The sequence below is a fragment of the Methylovulum sp. genome, from assembly GCF_028687615.1.
GTDB lineage: Bacteria > Pseudomonadota > Gammaproteobacteria > Methylococcales > Methylomonadaceae > Methylovulum.
On record NZ_JAQTZU010000028.1, the window covers coordinates 1 to 19769 of the forward strand.

At 50.1% G+C, this 19769-nt stretch carries 16 protein-coding genes; 8 read left to right on the plus strand and 8 right to left on the minus strand.

Annotated features, from left to right (window positions below; all coding sequences use genetic code 11):
• Positions 1-72 precede the first annotated feature (72 nt).
• From PHH59_RS14215 to PHH59_RS14235, 5 genes are all read right to left on the minus strand, one after another.
• Entirely contained in the window at positions 73-447 is a 375-nt protein-coding gene (locus PHH59_RS14215) for an AvaI/BsoBI family type II restriction endonuclease (RefSeq protein WP_300017519.1), read from the minus strand.
• Positions 440-844, minus strand: a complete 405-nt coding sequence (locus tag PHH59_RS14220; RefSeq protein WP_300017522.1) for a DNA cytosine methyltransferase — start codon at positions 842-844, stop codon at positions 440-442. The genes PHH59_RS14215 and PHH59_RS14220 overlap by 8 nt, the downstream gene beginning before the upstream one ends.
• The gene (gene dcm / locus PHH59_RS14225) at positions 834-1586 is read right to left on the minus strand and encodes a DNA (cytosine-5-)-methyltransferase (RefSeq protein WP_366905092.1); all 753 of its coding nucleotides are present in this window, start codon (positions 1584-1586) and stop codon (positions 834-836) included. The genes PHH59_RS14220 and dcm overlap by 11 nt, the downstream gene beginning before the upstream one ends.
• Entirely contained in the window at positions 1586-3145 is a 1560-nt protein-coding gene (gene purH / locus PHH59_RS14230; RefSeq protein ID WP_300017528.1) for a bifunctional phosphoribosylaminoimidazolecarboxamide formyltransferase/IMP cyclohydrolase, read from the minus strand. The genes dcm and purH overlap by 1 nt, the downstream gene beginning before the upstream one ends.
• Positions 3146-3454: 309 nt before the next feature.
• Positions 3455-4951: a helicase HerA-like domain-containing protein gene (locus PHH59_RS14235; RefSeq protein WP_300017531.1), complete on the minus strand. Its 1497-nt coding sequence runs from the start codon at positions 4949-4951 to the stop codon at positions 3455-3457.
• A gap of 325 nt (positions 4952-5276) precedes the next feature.
• On the opposite strand from PHH59_RS14235, the gene PHH59_RS14240 reads away from it, so the two are divergent.
• From PHH59_RS14240 to PHH59_RS14275, 8 genes are all read left to right on the plus strand, one after another.
• Positions 5277-8081, plus strand: a complete 2805-nt coding sequence (locus PHH59_RS14240) for a hypothetical protein (RefSeq protein WP_300017534.1) — start codon at positions 5277-5279, stop codon at positions 8079-8081.
• Between the two features lie 219 nt (positions 8082-8300).
• Positions 8301-9041 carry a zinc ribbon domain-containing protein gene (locus PHH59_RS14245; protein ID WP_300017537.1) on the plus strand — a complete coding sequence of 247 codons (741 nt, stop codon included), beginning with the start codon at positions 8301-8303 and terminating at the stop codon, positions 9039-9041.
• Positions 9042-9317: 276 nt separating this feature from the next.
• Positions 9318-11216 (plus strand): transketolase C-terminal domain-containing protein, encoded by a 1899-nt coding sequence (locus PHH59_RS14250; RefSeq protein ID WP_300017540.1) that lies wholly within the window; start codon positions 9318-9320, stop codon positions 11214-11216.
• 146 nt (positions 11217-11362) lie between these two features.
• Positions 11363-11611, plus strand: coding sequence for a zinc-binding dehydrogenase (locus PHH59_RS14255; RefSeq protein ID WP_300017543.1), 249 nt, complete (start codon positions 11363-11365; stop codon positions 11609-11611).
• Positions 11601-11786, plus strand: coding sequence for a zinc-binding dehydrogenase (locus PHH59_RS14260; protein ID WP_300017546.1), 186 nt, complete (start codon positions 11601-11603; stop codon positions 11784-11786). Before PHH59_RS14255 ends, PHH59_RS14260 begins: the two co-directional genes overlap by 11 nt.
• Before the next feature lie 304 nt (positions 11787-12090).
• Complete coding sequence (gene mfd / locus PHH59_RS14265; protein WP_300017548.1) at positions 12091-15531, plus strand: transcription-repair coupling factor; 3441 nt, start codon at positions 12091-12093, stop codon at positions 15529-15531.
• Positions 15532-15755: 224 nt separating this feature from the next.
• Positions 15756-16307, plus strand: a complete 552-nt coding sequence (locus PHH59_RS14270; RefSeq protein WP_300017551.1) for a DUF2058 domain-containing protein — start codon at positions 15756-15758, stop codon at positions 16305-16307.
• Positions 16308-16405: 98 nt separating this feature from the next.
• The gene (locus PHH59_RS14275) at positions 16406-16921 is read left to right on the plus strand and encodes an adenine phosphoribosyltransferase (RefSeq protein WP_300017554.1); all 516 of its coding nucleotides are present in this window, start codon (positions 16406-16408) and stop codon (positions 16919-16921) included.
• Positions 16922-16952: 31 nt separating this feature from the next.
• Here PHH59_RS14275 and PHH59_RS14280 read toward each other — a convergent pair whose 3' ends face one another.
• From PHH59_RS14280 to hpnH, 3 genes are all read right to left on the minus strand, one after another.
• Entirely contained in the window at positions 16953-17876 is a 924-nt protein-coding gene (locus PHH59_RS14280; protein ID WP_300017557.1) for a VacJ family lipoprotein, read from the minus strand.
• A gap of 12 nt (positions 17877-17888) precedes the next feature.
• Positions 17889-18518 (minus strand): ABC transporter substrate-binding protein, encoded by a 630-nt coding sequence (locus PHH59_RS14285; protein ID WP_300017560.1) that lies wholly within the window; start codon positions 18516-18518, stop codon positions 17889-17891.
• A 79-nt stretch (positions 18519-18597) separates the two neighbouring features.
• On the minus strand, positions 18598-19710 hold the full coding sequence (gene hpnH / locus PHH59_RS14290) for an adenosyl-hopene transferase HpnH (protein ID WP_300017563.1): 1113 nt from the start codon (positions 19708-19710) through the stop codon (positions 18598-18600).
• Between the last annotated feature and the right edge of the window lie 59 nt (positions 19711-19769).

The window sequence follows — 19769 nt, forward strand, 5'->3', positions numbered from 1 at the left end:
GTTCCGTGTAGTAGTTGCCCCATAGCTTTTGCTCCTTGAGTTTAGGATATAGTAAACCATTTAAATGCGGGACTAAACACCTAATGCGTCACCAGAAGTTAATAAGTAACGATAAACAACTTCTTCGATATAGGCTTTGCCGCTAGGTTTTAATACCTTGTCGATGAACTCTTTTAAAAGCCCGTCCTTATCTTCTTTAGAGAGATGGGCTTTGGCTTTAACCGACACGCCTGCTGCCTCAATCAAACTTTCCTTGATTTTTTCAATACCAAGAATATCGTCAGGGCTTTGGGTGTGTGTCTGTAAAATAGCTTTGAGGGCTTTTGCTTTGTCGATAAAAGGGACAGCTTCCTTATTTCTTCGTAGGGCGTATTCAAGAAAACCGCTTCTCCTAGCTTCAGGTGTCGTGACAAGGCTTTCTGCGGCACTCACTTGAGGATTATTCATGGTGTTCCTGATTAAAAAACTGCTCCATGACCGCTGTAGCAACCGCTTGTGCCAATACGGGAGGGACTGCATTGCCCACTTGGCCGAATTGAGTCATAGTGACAACCCGTTTACTACTGTATGAATCCAAGCGTGTGCCGACAAATTCCCAATCTAATGGGAAAGTTTGTAAGCAAGCTAATTCTCTGACAGTCAACATCCGATCTTCAAAAGGATGGATAAAATCCCTGTAGCCACTACGGGTTACTGTTGGGGACGGCTGGTTGGGATCTAAGCGCCGATAAGTTGAGCCAAAGGTTTGGGCAATCTCACTGAGTTTTCTGCCTATCCCCACCGATTTTATTTTTTCCAGTGTACTAGGAGAGTGCGCTGTTTTTTGATGGTTTTTAATAGCCATGTTTGACTATCCTATCTTTAATGGTTGCTGAAACCCGCATGGCGGTTTCCGAAGGTTCTTCTGCGACAGGTAAATTGCCGATAGCATCCCAAACAGTCGCCCATTGTTGCTGTACGCCGTGTCCAAATAAATCCGTTTGTACTGATGAAGGGGCAACGTGGGTTGCTTGCGGGAACTTGAACGGTTTATTTAAACGATTGCCGATGATAAAAACCCGTTCCCTGAATTGCGGAGCACCAAAGTCAACAGCATTCAAGACTTGATAAGTAACACTATAGTGATAGGTCTTGCCTTGATAACTAATTTCGCGGGTAGCTTCTGCCAAAATGGCATCTAGTGCTTGCCCTCCTGCCCAATTCACCATTCCTTTGACATTTTCCATTACAAAAGCTTTGGGTAACGCTTCCTGGACTACGCGTAAAAATTCCAGCACTAATTTTCCGCGTGGATCATCCATCCCCATCCGTTTGCCAGCCAAACTAAAACTTTGACAAGGGGGCCCACCGATAACTAAAGCGGCTTCCAGAGGATTTAAGTGTGCGGCTGCTAATATTTCTTGCGTAGTGATACCTGTAATATCGCCTTCCAGTACTGGGGTATTCTTAATGTTTTTTCGTAAAGTCGCACAGCAAGATGTGTCTTGCTCAACGGCAACAGCGGTTTCAAAACCAGCGGCATGAAAACCAATGTCCATGCCACCCGCTCCTGAAAACAAACTGATGATTTTTTTAGTTGTCATCATTAATGCCTAAAATGCCGCATCCCAGTAAACACCATCGCTATCCCATGCTCATCCGCCGCCGCGATCACTTCCGCATCGCGCATTGATCCGCCTGGATGGATAATCGCTGTCACGCCCGCTGCTGCTGCGGCATCTATGCCGTCGCGGAAGGGGAAGAAAGCATCGGAAGCCAGTGCTGAGCCTTGTACGACCAAGCCTTCATCAGCCGCTTTAATACCGGCGATTTTTGCCGAATACACGCGGCTCATTTGGCCTGCGCCGACACCAATCGTTTGCCCGTTTTTGCAATAAACAATGGCGTTGGATTTGACGAACTTGCCGACTTTCCACGCGAACAGCATATCCGCCAGTTCTTGTCCGGTTGGGGCGCGTTGGCTGACGATTTTTAAATCGGCGGCGGTGATAGCTCCTTGGTCTTTGTCTTGCACCAGCAAGCCGCCCGCGACGCGTTTGAAATCTAAAGACGCGGCTTCGTGTTCTGCCCACACGCCGCATTCCAAGACGCGGATGTTTTGTTTGGCGGCGAGTACGGTTTTGGCGGCTTCGCTAACGACTGGCGCGATGATGACTTCAACAAATTGCCGGGCTATGATTTCGGCCGCTGTGGTTTCGTCGAGTTCGCGGTTGAAGGCGATGATGCCACCGAAGGCGGAAGTCGGGTCGGTTTGGTAGGCCAAGTTGTACGCGCCTAGGTTGTCGTCGGCTTCTGCCACGCCGCACGGGTTGGCGTGTTTGACGATAACGCAGGTGGGTTGGTCGGTGAAGGCTTTCACGCATTCCAAGGCCGCGTCGGCATCGGCGATGTTGTTGTAGGACAATTCCTTGCCCTGTAATTGCCTGGCGGCGGCGATAGTGCCGGACGCGGGGGCTTTTTCGCGGTAGAAGGCGGCGTTTTGGTGCGGGTTTTCGCCGTAACGCAGGGCTAGCTTATGTTCAAATTGCAGGTTTAAGGTGTCGGGGAATTGCCCACCGCCCAAGCCACTTAAATACGCGGCGATTTGGCTGTCGTAGCTGGCGGTGTGGGCGAAGCATTTTACCGCTAAGTTGAAACGGGTTGCGCCGCTGAGTTGGCTGTCGCTGCCTTGCAGTTCGGCGAGGATAAAACCGTAATCGTCAGGATTGACGACTACGGCGACATCGGCATGGTTTTTGGCGGCGGCGCGGAGCATGGTCGGGCCGCCGATGTCGATGTTTTCAATCGCGGTATCAAAATCACAATCGGGTTTGGCGATGGTCGCCGCGAACGGGTACAAATTCACGACCACCATATCAATCGGCTGGATACCGTTTTCCGCCATGATGGCATCGTCTATGCCGCGACGGCCTAAAATGCCGCCATGCACTTTCGGGTGCAGGGTTTTCACGCGTCCGTCCATCATTTCGGGGAAGCCGGTGTAGTCGGAGACTTCTGTTGCGGGGACGTTATTTTCCGTCAGGGTTTTGTAAGTGCCGCCTGTCGATAAAATCTCGATGCCTAATTGGTTGAGTGCACGGCAAAAATCGACAATACCGGATTTATCGGAAACGCTGATTAACGCCCGAGTGATTTTTTTGTTCATGTCTTCCTTTTAAAAATATTTTTCAATGGGTCTGGTAAGTTATGCTTTAAACCGCCAGGTTTTAGGTTTTTTTAGGTAGGGTACGGTGTGGCATAAATGCGTACCTTTTGGATTGATTTTTTGATGATTTTTAAAGGTACGCGCAGCGTACCCTACTATGGATGACAAAAGCCGAAAACCTGACCGTTCAGAATATAGCATTATAAACGGGGTAAGCATTCCTTCATTGATTTGGATGCTTTTATTTTTAGGAAAGGGTTTGCTTCCCTAAACCAATTCCATACCAGTGCTAATGGTTGCCCATACCCTTTAACGTCTTCTTCCACCACCTAGTAACGAACCCAAAACCCCACGGATAATCTGCCGCCCCACTTCCTGACCGATACTCCGCGCGGCGGTTTTTGCGACGGTTTCCAACACGCCTTGCCTGCCGCGACCACCCCGTGGGCCGGTTGTGCCCATCAACATGCCGCCCCAATCGAAACTTTCATTTGTGGATTTTGTGGTTTCGGCTGACTGCGGTGCGGCTTGCTTGGCGCGGCCTTTAAGAATTTCATAGGCAGATTCACGATCAGTCTGTTTTTCGTAATGCCCGTAAAACACGGCGTTTTTGATGGTTTCTTGGCGTTCGCCATCAGTCACTGCGCCGATTTTTGAACAAGGCGGTTTGATCAATGCCCGTTCCACCGGACTGGGTATGCCTTTTTCATCCAATAAGGACACTAATGCCTCGCCCACTGCCAGTTCAGTGATGGCGGTGGCGACATCCACGCCAGCGTTGGCGCGGAAAGTTTCCGCCGCCGCTTTCACGGCTTTTTGGTCGCGCGGCGTGAAGGCGCGTAATGCGTGTTGGACGCGGTTGCCCAATTGCCCCAGAATCACATCGGGAATATCCAGCGGGTTTTGGCTGACGAAATAAATGCCGACGCCTTTTGAGCGGATCAGGCGCACGACTTGTTCGATTTTTTGCAACAGGGCGGCAGGCGCATCGTCGAACAGCAAATGCGCTTCATCGAAAAAGAACACCAACTTGGGTTTGTCCAAGTCGCCCGCTTCGGGCAGGTTTTCAAACAATTCCGACAACAGCCACAGCAGCAAAGTGGCGTAGACACGCGGTGAGTTATATAAAGTGTCCGCAGCCAAAATATTAATGACCCCGCGTCCGCCATCGGTTTGCAGCAAATCATTAAAATCCAAGGCCGGTTCGCCGAATAACAGCTCGCTGCCTTCCTGTTCCAACTGCAACAAACCGCGCTGGATGGCCCCGACGCTAGCCGCCGAGATATTGCCGTAATCGCCCGCCAATGCTGACGCGTTTTCCGACACATATTGCAGCATCGCCCGTAAGTCTTTCAAATCCAGCAGTAGCCAGCCCTTGTCATCGGCAACTTTAAATGCAGCGGCAAGCACCCCGGCTTGTACTTCGTTTAGGTTCAGCATCCGGTTCAACAACAATGGACCCATTTCAGAGATGGTCGAGCGCATCGGATGGCCTTTTTTGCCAAACACATCCCAAAACACGGTTGGCGACGCGGCAAAATTGAAACCATCCAGACCCAGTTCGGCAACACGGGCATCGACCTTGGCATTGCCGCCGCCCGCACGGCTAAGCCCCGACAAATCCCCTTTCACATCCGCCATAAACACCGGCACACCGATTTGCGAAAAGCCTTCCGCCAAGGTTTGCAGGGTGATGGTTTTACCGCTGCCAGTCGCCCCGGCGATCAGGCCGTGGCGGTTAGCCATAGCGGGTAAAAAACAAAGTTCCGTGTCGCCAGATTTGGCGATGACGAACGGTTCGGTCATGGGTGGCTCCTTAGCAATGGCGGATGGAAATCGATTGTAAACATAACATGACTAAATGAGTTAAGGAATTGTTGGTTAAATCCATTTTCCTTTGGGCATCTACTTCAAACGGTTAAGTTTTCGGTTTTTACGTTCATCCGTAGGGTACGCTGAGCGTACCTTCATTGATTTTATAATGATTTTTAAAGGTACGCATTTATGCTCCAGAGAGTACAGCGTACCCAGCTAAATCATTAGAAAAAACAAGGAAATTATTGTTGACTCAGGATAGCCGCAGGTTTAGCATGGAAACTTCTATAATTTAAGAAATAAGGCAGGTGGCGGGATGAACAAGAAAAATGACAGCAATAGTTTTTTTGATGGTTTTGCCGCTGCCAGTTTGGCGGTTGGCGATGGGAATGCTGCGGGTGTCAAGGCTACGGGGATGGCGATGCCGAGTGCGGGAGATTATCGTTTAGCGGGTTCTGCGGTTAATTCTGCGCCGAGTTTTGTTCTGGGTGGCAAAGTCATTAAAACGGAGTTGGGCTCTAATAATTCTGTTGCTGTACAACCCGATGGCAAAATTCTGGTGGCGGGAGAAAGCTTCAATGGCAAATATTCTGACTTTGCCATATCGCGTTATAACCCCAACGGATCTTTGGATGTTAGCTTTGATGGCGATGGCAAAGTCACTACAGATTTTTTTGGTTCTTATGATGTGAGTCGGTCTGTTACGGTGCAAACTGACGGCAAAATTATCGTTGCTGGTGAAAGCTATAATGGTAAAAATCATCACTTCGCCTTAGCTCGTTACAACTCGAACGGTTCTTTAGATACAAGCTTTGATGGTGATGGGAAAGTTACTACTGATTTCGCTTATAACGATAGTGGGGATTCCGTTGCCGTGCAGATTGATGGCAAAATCCTCGTCGCAGGCTGGATGTCTAATGGTCACTCTAATTTTGCTGTTGCGCGTTACAACCCCAACGGGTCTTTGGATACCAGCTTTGATGGCGATGGCAAAGTCACTACTGATTTTGATGGCAATGATGACTTAGTCCGCTCCGTCATAGTCCAGAGTGATGGCAAAATACTCGTAGTGGGTTATACCACGGACTTAAGGGACTACCCTCGATTCGCTTGGGCCACCTTTACCTTGGCGCGTTACAATACCAACGGCTCACTAGATACAAGCTTTTCAGGCGACGGGAAACTCATTTCCAGTGTCGGAGGCGCTAACTCGGCCACCTTGCAGGCCGATGGCAAAATTCTCGTCGCGGGCTCTAGCCCCAATACTCGGTTTAAGATCTTTGATTTTGTCTTAGTGCGTTACAATTCAGATGGCAGCTTGGATATAAGCTTTGATGGCGATGGTCTGGTCACTACTGATTTCGGTGGTCAAGATTATGGTGTCTCCGTTACTATACAGGCCGATGGCAAAATCTTGGTTGCCGGTCATAGATTTACTGCGGATTCTGTTAGGGATCATTCAGTTATTGCCTTGGCGCGATACAATACCAACGGCTCATTGGACACCAGCTTTTCTGGAGATGGCAAAGTCACTACAGCTTTCGATTCAAATGATGTAGCTAGTTCCGTTACAGTGCAAGTTGATGGCAAAATCCTCGTGGCAGGCGGCAATGCCACGGTGCGTTTTAACTCCGATGGCAGTTTGGATAGCACCTTCGGTACCCCCGTCAATAGCCTTGATGGCATTGCCAGTTACCGCGAAAATGGTACGTCAATAATATTAGACAACAGTGTACAAATATACGATGCCGATTTATCGGCTCTAGATAATTATAGTGGTGCCTCAATTATTTTGGCGAGGCATGGCGGCGCGAATAGCCAAGATATGTTTTCTTTCGGCAATGGCTGGTTTAGTTTTAGTGGCGACAATGTGTTGTATATTGGGATAATTATCGGAACAGTCAGCAACGGCAACGGCACGCTGAAAATCACCTTCAACACGAACGCCACCCAAGACCGCGTCAATCTCGCCTTGTCGTCCTTGGCTTACCGCAACGCCTCCGACAACCCTTCTGCTAAGGTACAAATCGACTGGACGTTCAACGACGGCAACACCGGCGGGCAAGGCACGGGCGGGGCGTTGACGGCGTTAGGGTCAACCCTCGTCAATATCACCGCCGTCAATGATTCGCCCACGGGGGCTGTCACCCTCCTCAACTGGGCCACCGAAGGCCAGACTCTCATCGCCGCCAACACCTTGGCGGATGCCGACGGCTTGGGCACCATCAGTTACCTGTGGTACAGCGGCAGCACCTTGTTGGGCGCAGGCAACAGCTACACCGTCAAAACCACCGATGTCGGCAAACCCATCATGGTGATAGCCAGCTATATAGACCAAGGCGGCACCCACGAGAGCCGCAGCAGCGCGGCCCAGGTGGTGGGTGCCCTAAAAAATGGTACGGGGAACGCCGATGTACTGACTGGCTCCGCAGGCAATGATATTTTTAATGGCTTCGGCGGTAATGACACCCTAACTGGCGGCGATGGCAATGACCGCATGAATGGCGGCAGTGGCAACGACAAGTTGGTGGGTGGTGCGGGGAACGACATTTATATCGTCGATGCCAGCGGTGATGGGGTGACTGAAGCCATCAACGGCGGTATTGATTCAACCTACACGTCAATCAGTCTTGCTTTAGCGGCGAATGTGGAAAATCTGTTCTTGATAGGGGCCACGAAAATTGACGGGACGGGCAACGGTTCAGCCAATATGCTAGTTGGCAACGCCGCCAACAATGTGTTGTCCGCTGGTGCGGGGAATGACTTGTTAATCGGTGGCCTAGGCAATGACACCTTAACTGGCGGTGCTGGACAGGATATATTCCTCTTTAACTCCCCCTTGGTCGCCAATATCGACAAAATCACCGATTTTGTCGTGGCGGACGACACCATCCGTTTAGAAAACGCCATTTTCACCAGGCTGGCAGCACCGGGTGTTTTGGACACTGATTTTCTAAAAATCGGCCCTGTTGCCGCAGACGCCGACGACTTTATCATTTATAACAATGCCACGGGCGCATTGTTTTATGATGCTGATGGCAACGGTGCCGGTGCGTCGGTACAAATTGCTACTTTGGGCGTTGGCTTGGCTTTAACGAATGCGGATTTTGTGGTTGTCTAATGTTGTTTACCGCCATTCCGTCGATCCCTGCCGGAATGGCGGTGTTATGATTGTGCCTGTGGATGTTTTTAAACAACAGCTAAGGAACGGGCATGAAATAATTTCCGCACAGGCTCGTCAGACCTTTCAGGTTTTTATACCCTCTGGGGCACAAGAAACCTGAAAGGTCTTGATCCGTGAATTTATTCCATACCCATTCCTTAGCGGGGGAAAACAATTATGCAATGCCCAAAATGCCATCATCATTTACTTGAAGAACAAGCAAGCTGTCCGCAATGCGGCATAGTCTTTGCCAAATATTTCAAATATCACCCGGAAGCTGCCGCATCCCAGCCCGACGAACCCGCCAGCATCACCATCAGCAACGATCAAGAAATCTCCAGCTTGTTTCAGGAAGCGCCGATTCCAGGTTTGCGTTTGTTGGGCAGGTTGGTGATTTTTATCGGCTTGGTGATTTGGAGTTGGCAGTTGATTGGTGCGTCCATTGCCAGCAATGCCGTTGGCGAATCATTTTTGCACAACATCAATCTGCCTTTCCACGAAGCGGGGCATATTGTTTTTAGGCCCTTCGGCGCGTTTATCACCTCATTAGGCGGGACGCTAGGGCAGTTGCTGATGCCGTCGGTTTGCGCGGGTGTGCTGTTGCTAAAGTCACGCGACCCGTTTGGCGCGAGTGTGGCTTTGTGGTGGGTCGGGGAAAATTTTCTCGATATAGCCCCGTATGTCAATGATGCCCGTGCCGGAATGCTGCCCTTGCTGGGCGGCAATTTCGGACATTCCGCACCTTATGGTTTTCATGACTGGCAGTATCTTCTGACCGAATCGGGTTTGTTGCAATATGACCATGCCCTAGCGAAAATGGCCTATGGTGTCGGTGCGTTGATCATGTTGTTTTCCTTATATGGCTGCGGTTTTTTGTTGCAGAAACAATACGGTTTTTGGTGTAAAAACAACGCGTAAGCCCTTCTCTGATAAGCTTTAAATAAAAGCTGAATAAATCGCTTGCATAGCCTAACTCCCTGAGTGTACTGTTATGCACCGTGACAAATTGCATCACTTTATGCAACTCACTATTTACAAAAAAATAACTAATACATAAAAATAACCAGGACGCAATAAAAAAATCGACAAGCCGGGTAATCTGGCGGGCCGTCTTTTCAGGAGTCCTGATCTATTGGATAATGCCCGTTCTACAACTATTAACCCTTCCTATCCACCCTTAAAACGAGAAAAAATATGTCTACTTTCCCGATTGATCTTGGCGCATACCAACGCATTTCGCTAGACCCTAGCGTCCCTACGTTGACTGCCGGGCAAAAAGCCGCGCTGCAAGCCAACATCCAATTATGCCGCGACGCTATCGTGTTTTTCACCTCTACCGGCGCAGCGCGTGGCGTGGGCGGTCACACCGGCGGCCCTTACGACACCGTGCCAGAAGTCATGATTATGGACGCATTGTTCCGTGGTTCTGATAATTTCGTACCGACATTCTTTGACGAAGCCGGACACCGCGTCGCCACGCAATATTTGATGTCCGTTTTGAACGGCGCCATGCCAGCAGAAAAATTGACCGAATACCGCGCCGCGCATTCCCATTTGCCAGGCCATCCAGAATTGGGCTTTACCCCCGGCGTTAAATTCAGCTCCGGCCGTTTGGGTCACATGTGGCCTTATGTCAACGGCGTGGCGATGGCTAACCCAAGCAAAACTGTATTCTGCTTAGGTTCGGACGGCTCACAACAAGAAGGTGACGATGCCGAAGCGGCACGTTTGGCGGTCGCCCAAGGCTTGAATGTCAAATTGATTATCGACGACAACAACGTCACTATCGCAGGCCACCCTTCACACTACTTGCCAGGCTGCACGACTGCAAAAACCTTGGCAGGCCACGGCCTGACCGTACTGGAAGGCAACGGCGAAGACCTCGACAGCCTGTACGCCAACATCTGCAAAGCCATCAACACTGACGGCCCGGTGGCGATCATCAACCACCGCCCCATGTGCCCAGGCATCAAAGGCTTGGAAGGCTCAACCCACGGTCATGACGTGATCTCCGTCAAATTGGCCTTGGAATACTTGACCGAGCGCGGCCACGCCGCCGCTGTGGATTTCCTGAACGGCGTCGTCGCCCCTAAAAACGAATACAAATTCTTGGGTTCCAGCGACAAGTGGGATGCCAACCGCAACGTCTTCGGCGATGCCGTGGTTGCTGTCATGAGCACCATGAGCGAAGCCGAGCGTATCGAAAAAGTCCGCGTCATCGACTCCGACTTGGAAGGTTCATGTGGCTTGCACAAAATCCACACCGCTTTCCCGGAATCCTTCATTTCTTCCGGCATCATGGAGCGCGGCAACTTTTCCGCTGCGGCAGGTTTCGGCATGGAAGCGGGCAAACAAGGTATTTTCGGCACGTTCAGCGCGTTCCTGGAAATGTTGATGTCAGAAATCACGATGGCACGTTTGAACAACTCCAACGTCTTGAGCCATTTCTCACACTCCGGCATCGACGACATGGCGGACAACACCTGCCATTTCGGTCTGAACAACATGTTCGCCGACAACGGCTTGTCTGACGGCTACGCAACGGGCTTGTACTTCCCGGCCGATCCAAACCAAATGAAAGCCGTGGTCAGCAAAATCTTCTTTGAACCAGGCTTACGTTTCATCTTCTCAACCCGTTCAAAAGTCCCCTTCATTTTGAACGACAAAGGCGAAGAATTCTTCGGCGGCGATTACGAATTTGTCCCAGGCAAAGATGAAGTCATCCGCGAAGGCAAAGATGGCTACATCGTCGCTTTCGGCGAAACTTTGTACCGTGCGGTTGATGCGGTTGAACGCTTGAAAGCGGAAGGCATCGACGTTGGCTTGATCAACAAACCCACTTTAAGCGCCATCGACGAAGACATGCTGCAAAAAGTCGGTAAATCTCCGATGGTGTTAGTGGTTGAATCCTTCAACCGCAAAACGGGTTTGGGCAGCCGTTACGGTTCCTGGTTGCTGGAACGCGGCCTGACACCTAAGTTCGCCCATATCGCCACCCACAAAGAAGGTTGCGGCGGTTTGTGGGAACAATTCCCGCACCAAGGCATTGATCCAGTTGGCATTATGGCAAAAGTTAAAGAATTGCTAGCCTAAGCCGCCACCTAGCTTGCAATGACAAAAAAGGGTGCAGTGATGTACCCTTTTTTTTATGGCTAGGATTTTTGGAGATTAGTCCATGAATGCCGAGAAATCACTCTCAACAACAGAGCCACTTGTTTTGCAAACGATTTTGCGCTCCGATGACAAAGGCTTTCAACTATTGCCGCGCCGATGTCGCCGAGGAAGTGTATGGTCTGACCGGCCAGCAAGGCGCGGACTTGGTGTTTGACACCATCGGCGGCGAGGTTTTTAAGGCCGGCATCCCGCTGACGGCGCATTTTGGTCGTTTGGTGACTTTGCTTAATCCCCAAAATCCTGATTTAAGCGAAGCACGGGTACGGAATTTGTTATTGGGTTTTGAGCTGATGCTGATCCCCCATGTTGCGTGACTTGCCCATCGTCAGGGACCAGCATTTGGCCTTGCTGAAAACCTGTGCGGATTATATCGACGCGGGAAAATTAACAATCCACGTCAGCCAAGTTTTACCGCTAGCCCAGGCCAAAGTGGCGCATGATCTGCTTGAAACAGGCCACACGACAGGTAAAGTGGTGTTGGTTATTTAATGCCCATCAAGCAAATGGCAAACTGTTTGACACACACCTGCACAATGTTGGTTTTTTCCGGCATGGCCTTGTTGGCCCCCGTTGGTTTGGGCGAAAAATAACCGAATGGATAATTTTTTAACGTTTTGAACCAGCTAAGAGGCACTAAAAACGTTATGGAACGGGTCGCCGTGGCGCCTACGGTTGGTGCAAACCCGTTCCAGCAGTCTACTTTTAAACCGGCATAAATGACAAACCGCCGCCTTTTCAAATACCATAACATCGCGTGTTGTATAATCGCGTTTTTGTTTAACCGCCCGTCCCCATGCCCGAATCCTTAATTTTTTCCCCTGCAACGCCAACCTCACCTCAAGACACCATCATTTGGCCCGGACTGACAGGCTGCGCCGATGCCCTGGCCTTGGCGACGGCGATTGCCAAAGAAAAACGCCTGTTCGTCATCATCACGCCCGACAACCAGACGGCTTTAAGGCTGGAGCATGAGCTGGCGTTTTTTCTGGGCAACCACTATCCGATCCTACATTTTCCCGATTGGGAAACCTTGCCCTACGACGTGTTTTCGCCGTTGCCGGAAATCACGTCCGAACGCTTGAAAACCTTAGCCTTGTTGCCGGAAACCAGGCGAGGCGCCTTGCTCGTGCCAGTCACGACCTTGATGCACCGCCTCGCCCCACGCGAACATGTGTTGGCGAACAGTTTTTCGATTAAAGTCGGCGATGATTTTAATCTCGAACTTAACCGCCTGAAGCTGGAAAGCGTCGGCTACCAATGCGTGTCGCAAGTCTACCAACACGCCGAATTCGCCGTGCGCGGAGCGATTGTCGATTTGTTCCCGATGGGCAGTTCCGTACCCTACCGCATTGAATTGTTTGATGAAGAAATCGAATCCATCCGCACTTTCGACCCTGAAAGCCAGCGTTCGCTAGATAAAATCGACCTTATCCAATTGTTTCCGGCGCGGGAATTTCCGTTCACCGATGAAGCGGTCAAACACTTCCGGCAAACTTTCCGCGAGCAATTCCCGCAAACCTCCAGCAAAAACACGCTCTATGCCGATGTCAGCAAAGGTTTGGCTTTCAACGGCATCGAATATTATTTGCCCTTGTTCGTTTCGCAAACCGCGACCTTGTTTGATTATCTGCCGGCAACGGCAATCGTGGTGGACACCGAATGTTTCAACGACACCTCGGCGGCGTTTTACAGCGATGCCCAGGAGCGTTACGAGCAACGCAAATACGATCCTGACCGCCCGCTGTTAAAACCTGAACAACTGTTCATGTCCGCGTCTGAATTGGCGGACAAGGTCAGCCGTTTTGCGCGTATCACCTTAGATTCCAAAACCGTTGCCAACAGCCCGTGCAAAACCCTGCCGGATTTGACCGTCAACGCCAAACTGGAGCAACCCGCACAACGCTTGCAACAATTTCTCAAAAGCTTTGCCGGCAAGACGCTGTTTGTCGCCGAATCCGCCGGACGTAGGGAAGCCTTGCTGGATAAGCTACGGGCATGGCGTATCAGCAGCAAGCGCGTGGATACATGGCGGCAATTTTTAGATTCTGATGAGGCCGTGTGTCTGGTGGTCGCGCCGGTTGAGCATGGCCTGTGGCTGGAATCGCCCGCACTTGCCATCATCACCGAACCCTTGTTGTCCGGCGAAAAAGTCCAGCAACAACGCAGGCGGCGCAAATCCGCCGCGCGTGAGTTGGAAGCCATCGTCAACAACCTCACCGAATTGACCGTCGGCTCGCCCGTCGTCCATCAGGAACATGGCGTAGGCCGTTATCTGGGCTTGCAGACCTTGGCTATCGGCGGCATTCCGGCGGAATTTTTGATGCTGGAATACGCCAATAACGACAAGCTCTATGTGCCCGTGTCCTCGCTGCATGTGATCGGACGCTACACGGGCATGAGCCCGGACACCGCACCGCTGCATAAGCTCGGCGGCGACCAATGGGGCAAGACCAAGAAAAAGGCGATAGAACAAATCCGCGATGTCGCCGCCGAATTGCTGGAAATCCACGCCAAACGCGCCATTAAACAAGGCCATGCCTTTGACATAGAAAACACCGATTATCAAACCTTCGCCGACGCCTTCCCGTTTGAAGAAACCCCCGACCAGCAAACCTCAATAGATGCGATACTCGAAGACATGGCAAGCCCACAACCGATGGACCGCGTAATTTGCGGCGATGTCGGCTTTGGCAAGACCGAAGTGTCGATGCGGGCGGCATTTATCGCCGTGCAAAGCGGCAAACAAGTCGCCGTGCTGGTGCCGACTACCTTATTGGCGCAGCAGCATTACCAAAATTTCTGCGACCGCTTCGCCGACTGGCCCGTGCGTATCGAAGTCATGTCGCGCTTTGTTTCCGCCAAACAGCAAAAGGAAATTACCGAGGCACTGGCGGAAGGCAAAGTCGATATTGTCATCGGCACCCACACCTTGTTATCAAAAGAATTGAAATACAAAGCTTTAGGGCTGGTCGTGATCGACGAGGAACACCGCTTCGGTGTCCGGCAAAAAGAGCATTTTAAAAAGCTGCGCAACGAACTGGACATGCTGACGCTGACCGCCACGCCGATTCCGCGCACGTTAAACATGGCATTATCCGGCCTGCGCGACATTTCCATCATCGCCAGCCCGCCGCCTAACCGCCATGCGATTAAAACCTTCATCAGCGTGTGGGTGGACGCGCAGATTAAAGAAGCTTGTTTGCGTGAAATCCGCCGTGGCGGACAGGTGTTTTTCCTGCACAACGATGTCAAGTCTATGGACAAAATGGCGAGGGAGCTGGAAGCCCTGTTGCCCGAAGCGCGTATCCAAATCGCCCACGGGCAAATGCCGGAACGCGACCTGGAGCGCATCATGCTCGACTTTTACCATCAACGCTTTAACTTGCTGCTGTGCAGCACGATTATCGAAAGCGGCATCGACATCCCCAGTGCGAACACCATCATCATCAACCGCGCCGACAAACTCGGCCTGGCGCAATTGCACCAGTTGCGCGGACGGGTCGGGCGGTCGCACCATCGCGCTTACGCCTATTTCATCGTGCCGCCGAAAAATTTGATGAGCAAAGACGCGCAAAAACGCCTGGAAGCGGTCGAAGCGTCCGGCGATTTGGGCGCAGGGTTCATGCTGTCTTCACACGACATGGAAATCCGTGGGGCGGGCGAATTGCTGGGCGACGATCAAAGCGGGCAAATCCAGGAAATCGGTTTTACTTTGTACACCGAATTGTTGCAACGCGCCGTGGACGCACTCAAATCCGGCAAACAACCGGAACTGGACACGCCGATGGACAAAGGCCCGGAAGTCGATTTACAAGCCGCCGCCTTAATCCCCGAAGATTATTTACCTGACATCCACGCCCGTCTGGTGCTGTACAAACGCATTTCCAGCGCGGAAACTACCGAGGATTTACGCGAGCTGCAAATCGAAATGATCGACCGTTTTGGCTTGTTGCCGGATGCGGTGAAAACCTTGTTCAGCGTCACCGAGCTGAAACAACAGGCGGAAAAGTTGGGCATTAAGAAAGTTGAAGCCAACGCCGCCGGGGGGCGAATTGTCTTCACCGCTACGCCGACGATTAACGCCGAACAACTGATAAGCCTAATCCAAACCCAAGCGCAGGTTTACAAGCTCGATGGCATGGATAAACTGAAATTTAGCCAGGCTTTTGAAAATATTGAACAGAAGCTTGAATTTATTAAGAATTTGTTAAAGATATTGGCGGTGCCTGATTGATTTGACCGTACATCGTCCCCACGCTCCGGCATCACTGCCTACAGTTAAGAAATAAATGTAAAGCACTTAGGAACGGGCATAAAATAATTTCCGCACCGGCTCGTCAGACCTGTCAGGTTTTGAAAACCTGACAGGTCTTGATCCGCGAATTTATTCCATGCACATTCCTTAACTGTAGGTAGTGGTGTTCCGGTGTGGGAACTATAAACCCCCACGAGTACACCATGAGCAAACAAAAACTATCCCTACAAGAACAACTCCTAAAATCGGGTCTGGCAAGCTCCGCACAGGCGAAAAAAGTCCAAGCGGACAAGCGCAAGCAAAGCCGGATGCAAACCCACAATAATGCGACGGTGGTCGATGAAGCCAAAGAACTGGCCTTAAAAATCCAAGCCGAAAAAGCCGGGCGCGACCGCGAGCTGAACCAACTGCGCCACCAGCAAGAAGCGCAAAAAGCCCTGGTTGCCCAAGTCAAACAGTTGATCGAACAAAACCGCCAGCCGCAAGACACTAACGGCGTGGCTTACCACTTTACCGATAATGGCAAGGTGAAAACCCTGTATGTGAGCGAAACCCAGCGCGAACACATCATCAAAGGCCGCGCCGCTGTAGTCAAATTTGACGGGGCTTACGACGTGGTTGCGGCGGAAACCGCCAAGAAGATCGGTGAACGCATGGCGGGTTGTGTCATCGTCTGTTTTGTGGCGGAAGTAGAAGCCAAAGCTACCGATGATCCTTATGCCGGGTTTGAAGTGCCTGATGATTTGATGTGGTGAATAATCATCATGGCAACAGGGTTTTTAATGGTATTTTTCCTTTTTGAACTATTGATATAACGTTTACTGAACGTTTACTGGACATTGGAGCAAACAATATGCACAGATTGAGAAGCAAAATCCGCGATATATCCGATTTCCCAAAGCCTGGGATTGTGTTCAAAGATATTACGCCGCTGGTCAAGGATCCGGCGGCATTACGGTTGGCGGTGCACCAGTTATTGCATCCATTTTTAGGCCGCAATATTACCTCCGTCGCCGGTATGGAGGCGAGGGGGTTTATTTTTGGTTCATTGGTGGCCTGGGAGTTGGGCTTGCCATTTGTGCCGCTGAGAAAACCGGGCAAGCTGCCTTATGATGTGCAGAACGTATCTTATGATTTGGAATATGGTTCCGCTATGCTCGAAGTGCATATCGACGCATTTGATGCGGATGACCGGGTTTTGTTGATTGATGACTTGCTGGCGACGGGCGGGACGGCTAAAGCCAGTTGTGAATTGGTGGAAAAATTGGGCGCGAAAGTCGAAGCGTGTGCGTTTGTCGTGGAGCTGGATTTTCTGGAGGGGAGGGACAAGCTACGCGATTATGAAATACATTCTTTGCTACATTTTTAATCCCACTTCCCTGTGGTTTTGTTGGACGGTGTTATTTTTTCAGTTTATCTAGTTTTTTACCGCTTGCTTTAAAAGAATTGGCGGTATTTTCAAAAGATAGTGCGGTATTGCTAAATGATAGCGAAACTTGTTTGAACGGGTCGTTATAGGCGCCAACACCAAGCTTCATGGCGGTTTCGCCTTTTGGGGATGGTTCATCATCCATTCCCATCTCATCTTCAAAATCGGCGGGTTCAACGGATTTTCCGTCGTTGGCAAGGCTGGTGCGCCATTGCAGAAAAGATTCGCGGGTAAAGACATAAGGGTCCAAGGCGGCTTCGTCAATAAATTTTAAAGAACCTTCGGCGTTGGCCCGCTTGTTGAGCAGGGACACCAGTTGCACAGGGACGCCTACATAAGACGAAGGGTTCGCGGCGGTATCAAACACTGCACCAGGTATACCCCGCGACGTCAACGGGCCTAGAAAGGGGATGATAAGATAAGGTCCCCGTGGCACACCCCATACGGCAAGGGTTTGCTCAAAATCTTCATTGTTCTGTTGCAGGCCGACTGATTTTGCGACATCAAACACACCCAGCAACCCCAAGGTTGAGTTCATCGCAAGACGTCCGGTATCTTCGGTGCCTTGCTGAAATTTGCCCTGCAAAAAATCGTTTAAAATATTATTGATATTGTCCAGATTGCTGAAGAAATTGAACACGCTAGTTTGCAAAAACTGGGGGGCTATCGCCCTATAAATATCAGAGATGGGTTCGGCGATATAGTTATCGACTTTGTCATTGAAATTATAAATCTTGCGGTTGGCGGATTCATAAGGGTCGGCTTTGCTCGCTACGATTTTCTGGTCACCACCGTTGGTTGACGCACAGCCACTTAACGTGATTACTCCCGCTAGCAAACAGGGGAGGGCTTGTTTAATGGTGGCATTAAGCGCAACGTTACGGTGTCCTTTCATTGTCTATAAAACCTATAATTTTGAATAGTTATCAATTTTTTCGTTAATCTTTGCTATTAAAGCATCAAACCCTTCACGTTGCAAAATACTGGTGTACTCCGATCTTTTCAATGCCAAATCACTGACGCCATTGGCAATAATATTGATAATCCGCCAGCTATTGGCTTTTTCTTTCAGCATGTAATCAAATTTGACGTCTTTTTCGTCAGGAATGGTAAGTCGGGCATGGATAACAACCCCGCCTCTGGTGGTTTCTTCTTCGGAATCAAAGATAAATGCTTCACCGGTAAATTCTTTGAAGTTATGCGCATAGGACGCAATGCTTAATTTGCTGAAGACATCAATCAATTGCTGTTGCTGTGTTTCGGTGAGTTTTTCCCATTCTTTGCCGACCACGATACGGGCGATTTTTGTCAAATCGTGGCTGTTTGCGACGGCATCATGGAGTTTGTTGTAGCGTCCAGTGTAGCCCAATTGTTTGCCTTCCTTCATAACGGCAATCAGTTGGTCCTGAAAGGTGTCAACAATCTGTCTCGCACGGCTTGATGTTTCTGCAAAGGCGTGCGGCATCCCCAGTAACAGCACCGAAAAAATGATCAGATACCTAAATTTTTTAAATGAATTTTTTTTAAACGCGGTCATCGCTAAGCTCCTATCAAAGTCTATAAAGTCTGCCGATTATCATTCAGGCCGATGTTATGGCACATCGGCCGATAGGGGATTAATCTGCCATTTCTACTCTGATGGGAATGCCTGATAAACTCGGTGGTTTTTTTTCTGCGAAAGTCTGTGGAAGCAGGGGTTCAGGAATCATTTCACCCTCTGTTCTTGGGCCTCTGATGGCAGTCAGCAAGCCTTTCAACGGATGTTTCAACATGTCTTCAACGGCGGTTGCTTCATACCCACAATGTGCCATACAGCTTGCACATTTGGGATTGGTATTGTTGCCATACTTTTCCCAAGGGGTGGTGTCCAGCAATTCTTGGAAAGTTGCGGCATTGCCTTCGTCAGCCAGCAAGTAGCAGGGTTTTTGCCAGCCAAACACATTACGGGTGGGGTTGCCCCAAGGGGTGCATTCGTAATTTTGGTTGCCTGCCAGAAAATCCAGATACAGGGAGGAATGGTTCAACTTCCATTTGCGGTTTTTGCCGATGTTGAAAATGCCACGGAACAGTTCTTTGACATCACGGCCTTTAATGAATACATCTTGTTGCGGTGCGCGTTCATAACTGAAGCCAGGGGCGATAGTCACGCCTTCCACACCCAATTCCATTGCGTAATCCAGAAAATCCGCCACTTCCTGGGCATTTTCACCTTGGAACAAGGTGCAGTTGATGGTGACACGGAAGCCTTTGTCTAAAGCTAGTTTGATCGCCTCAACCGCGCGTTCGAAAACACCTTCCTGGCAGACTGAGGTGTCATGCCGTTCTTGCATGCCATCAAGGTGGATAGAAAAAGTCAAATAAGGTGATGGTGTGTAATCACCTATGCGTTTTTTCAACAACAACGCATTCGTGCACAGATAAACGTATTTTTTACGGGCGATGATGCCCGCGACGATTTGTGGCATTTCCTTGTGGATCAGCGGTTCACCGCCTGGAATCGACACCATCGGTGCGTTGCATTCATCAACGGCCTGCATACATTCTTCGAAAGACAGGCGTTTGTCGAGAATTTCATCTGGATAATCAATTTTGCCGCAACCGGCACATTCCAAATTACAACGGAATAAAGGCTCCAGCATTAGCACTAGCGGATACTTTTTAACGCCTTTTAATTTTTGTTTAATTAGATAGCTACCGACAGTCAACTGTTGGCGTAAAGGGACACCCATTTGTAAATCCTCCAAAATTGTTGTTGGCGATAGCTTATTGATGGGCCACCGCTTTGACC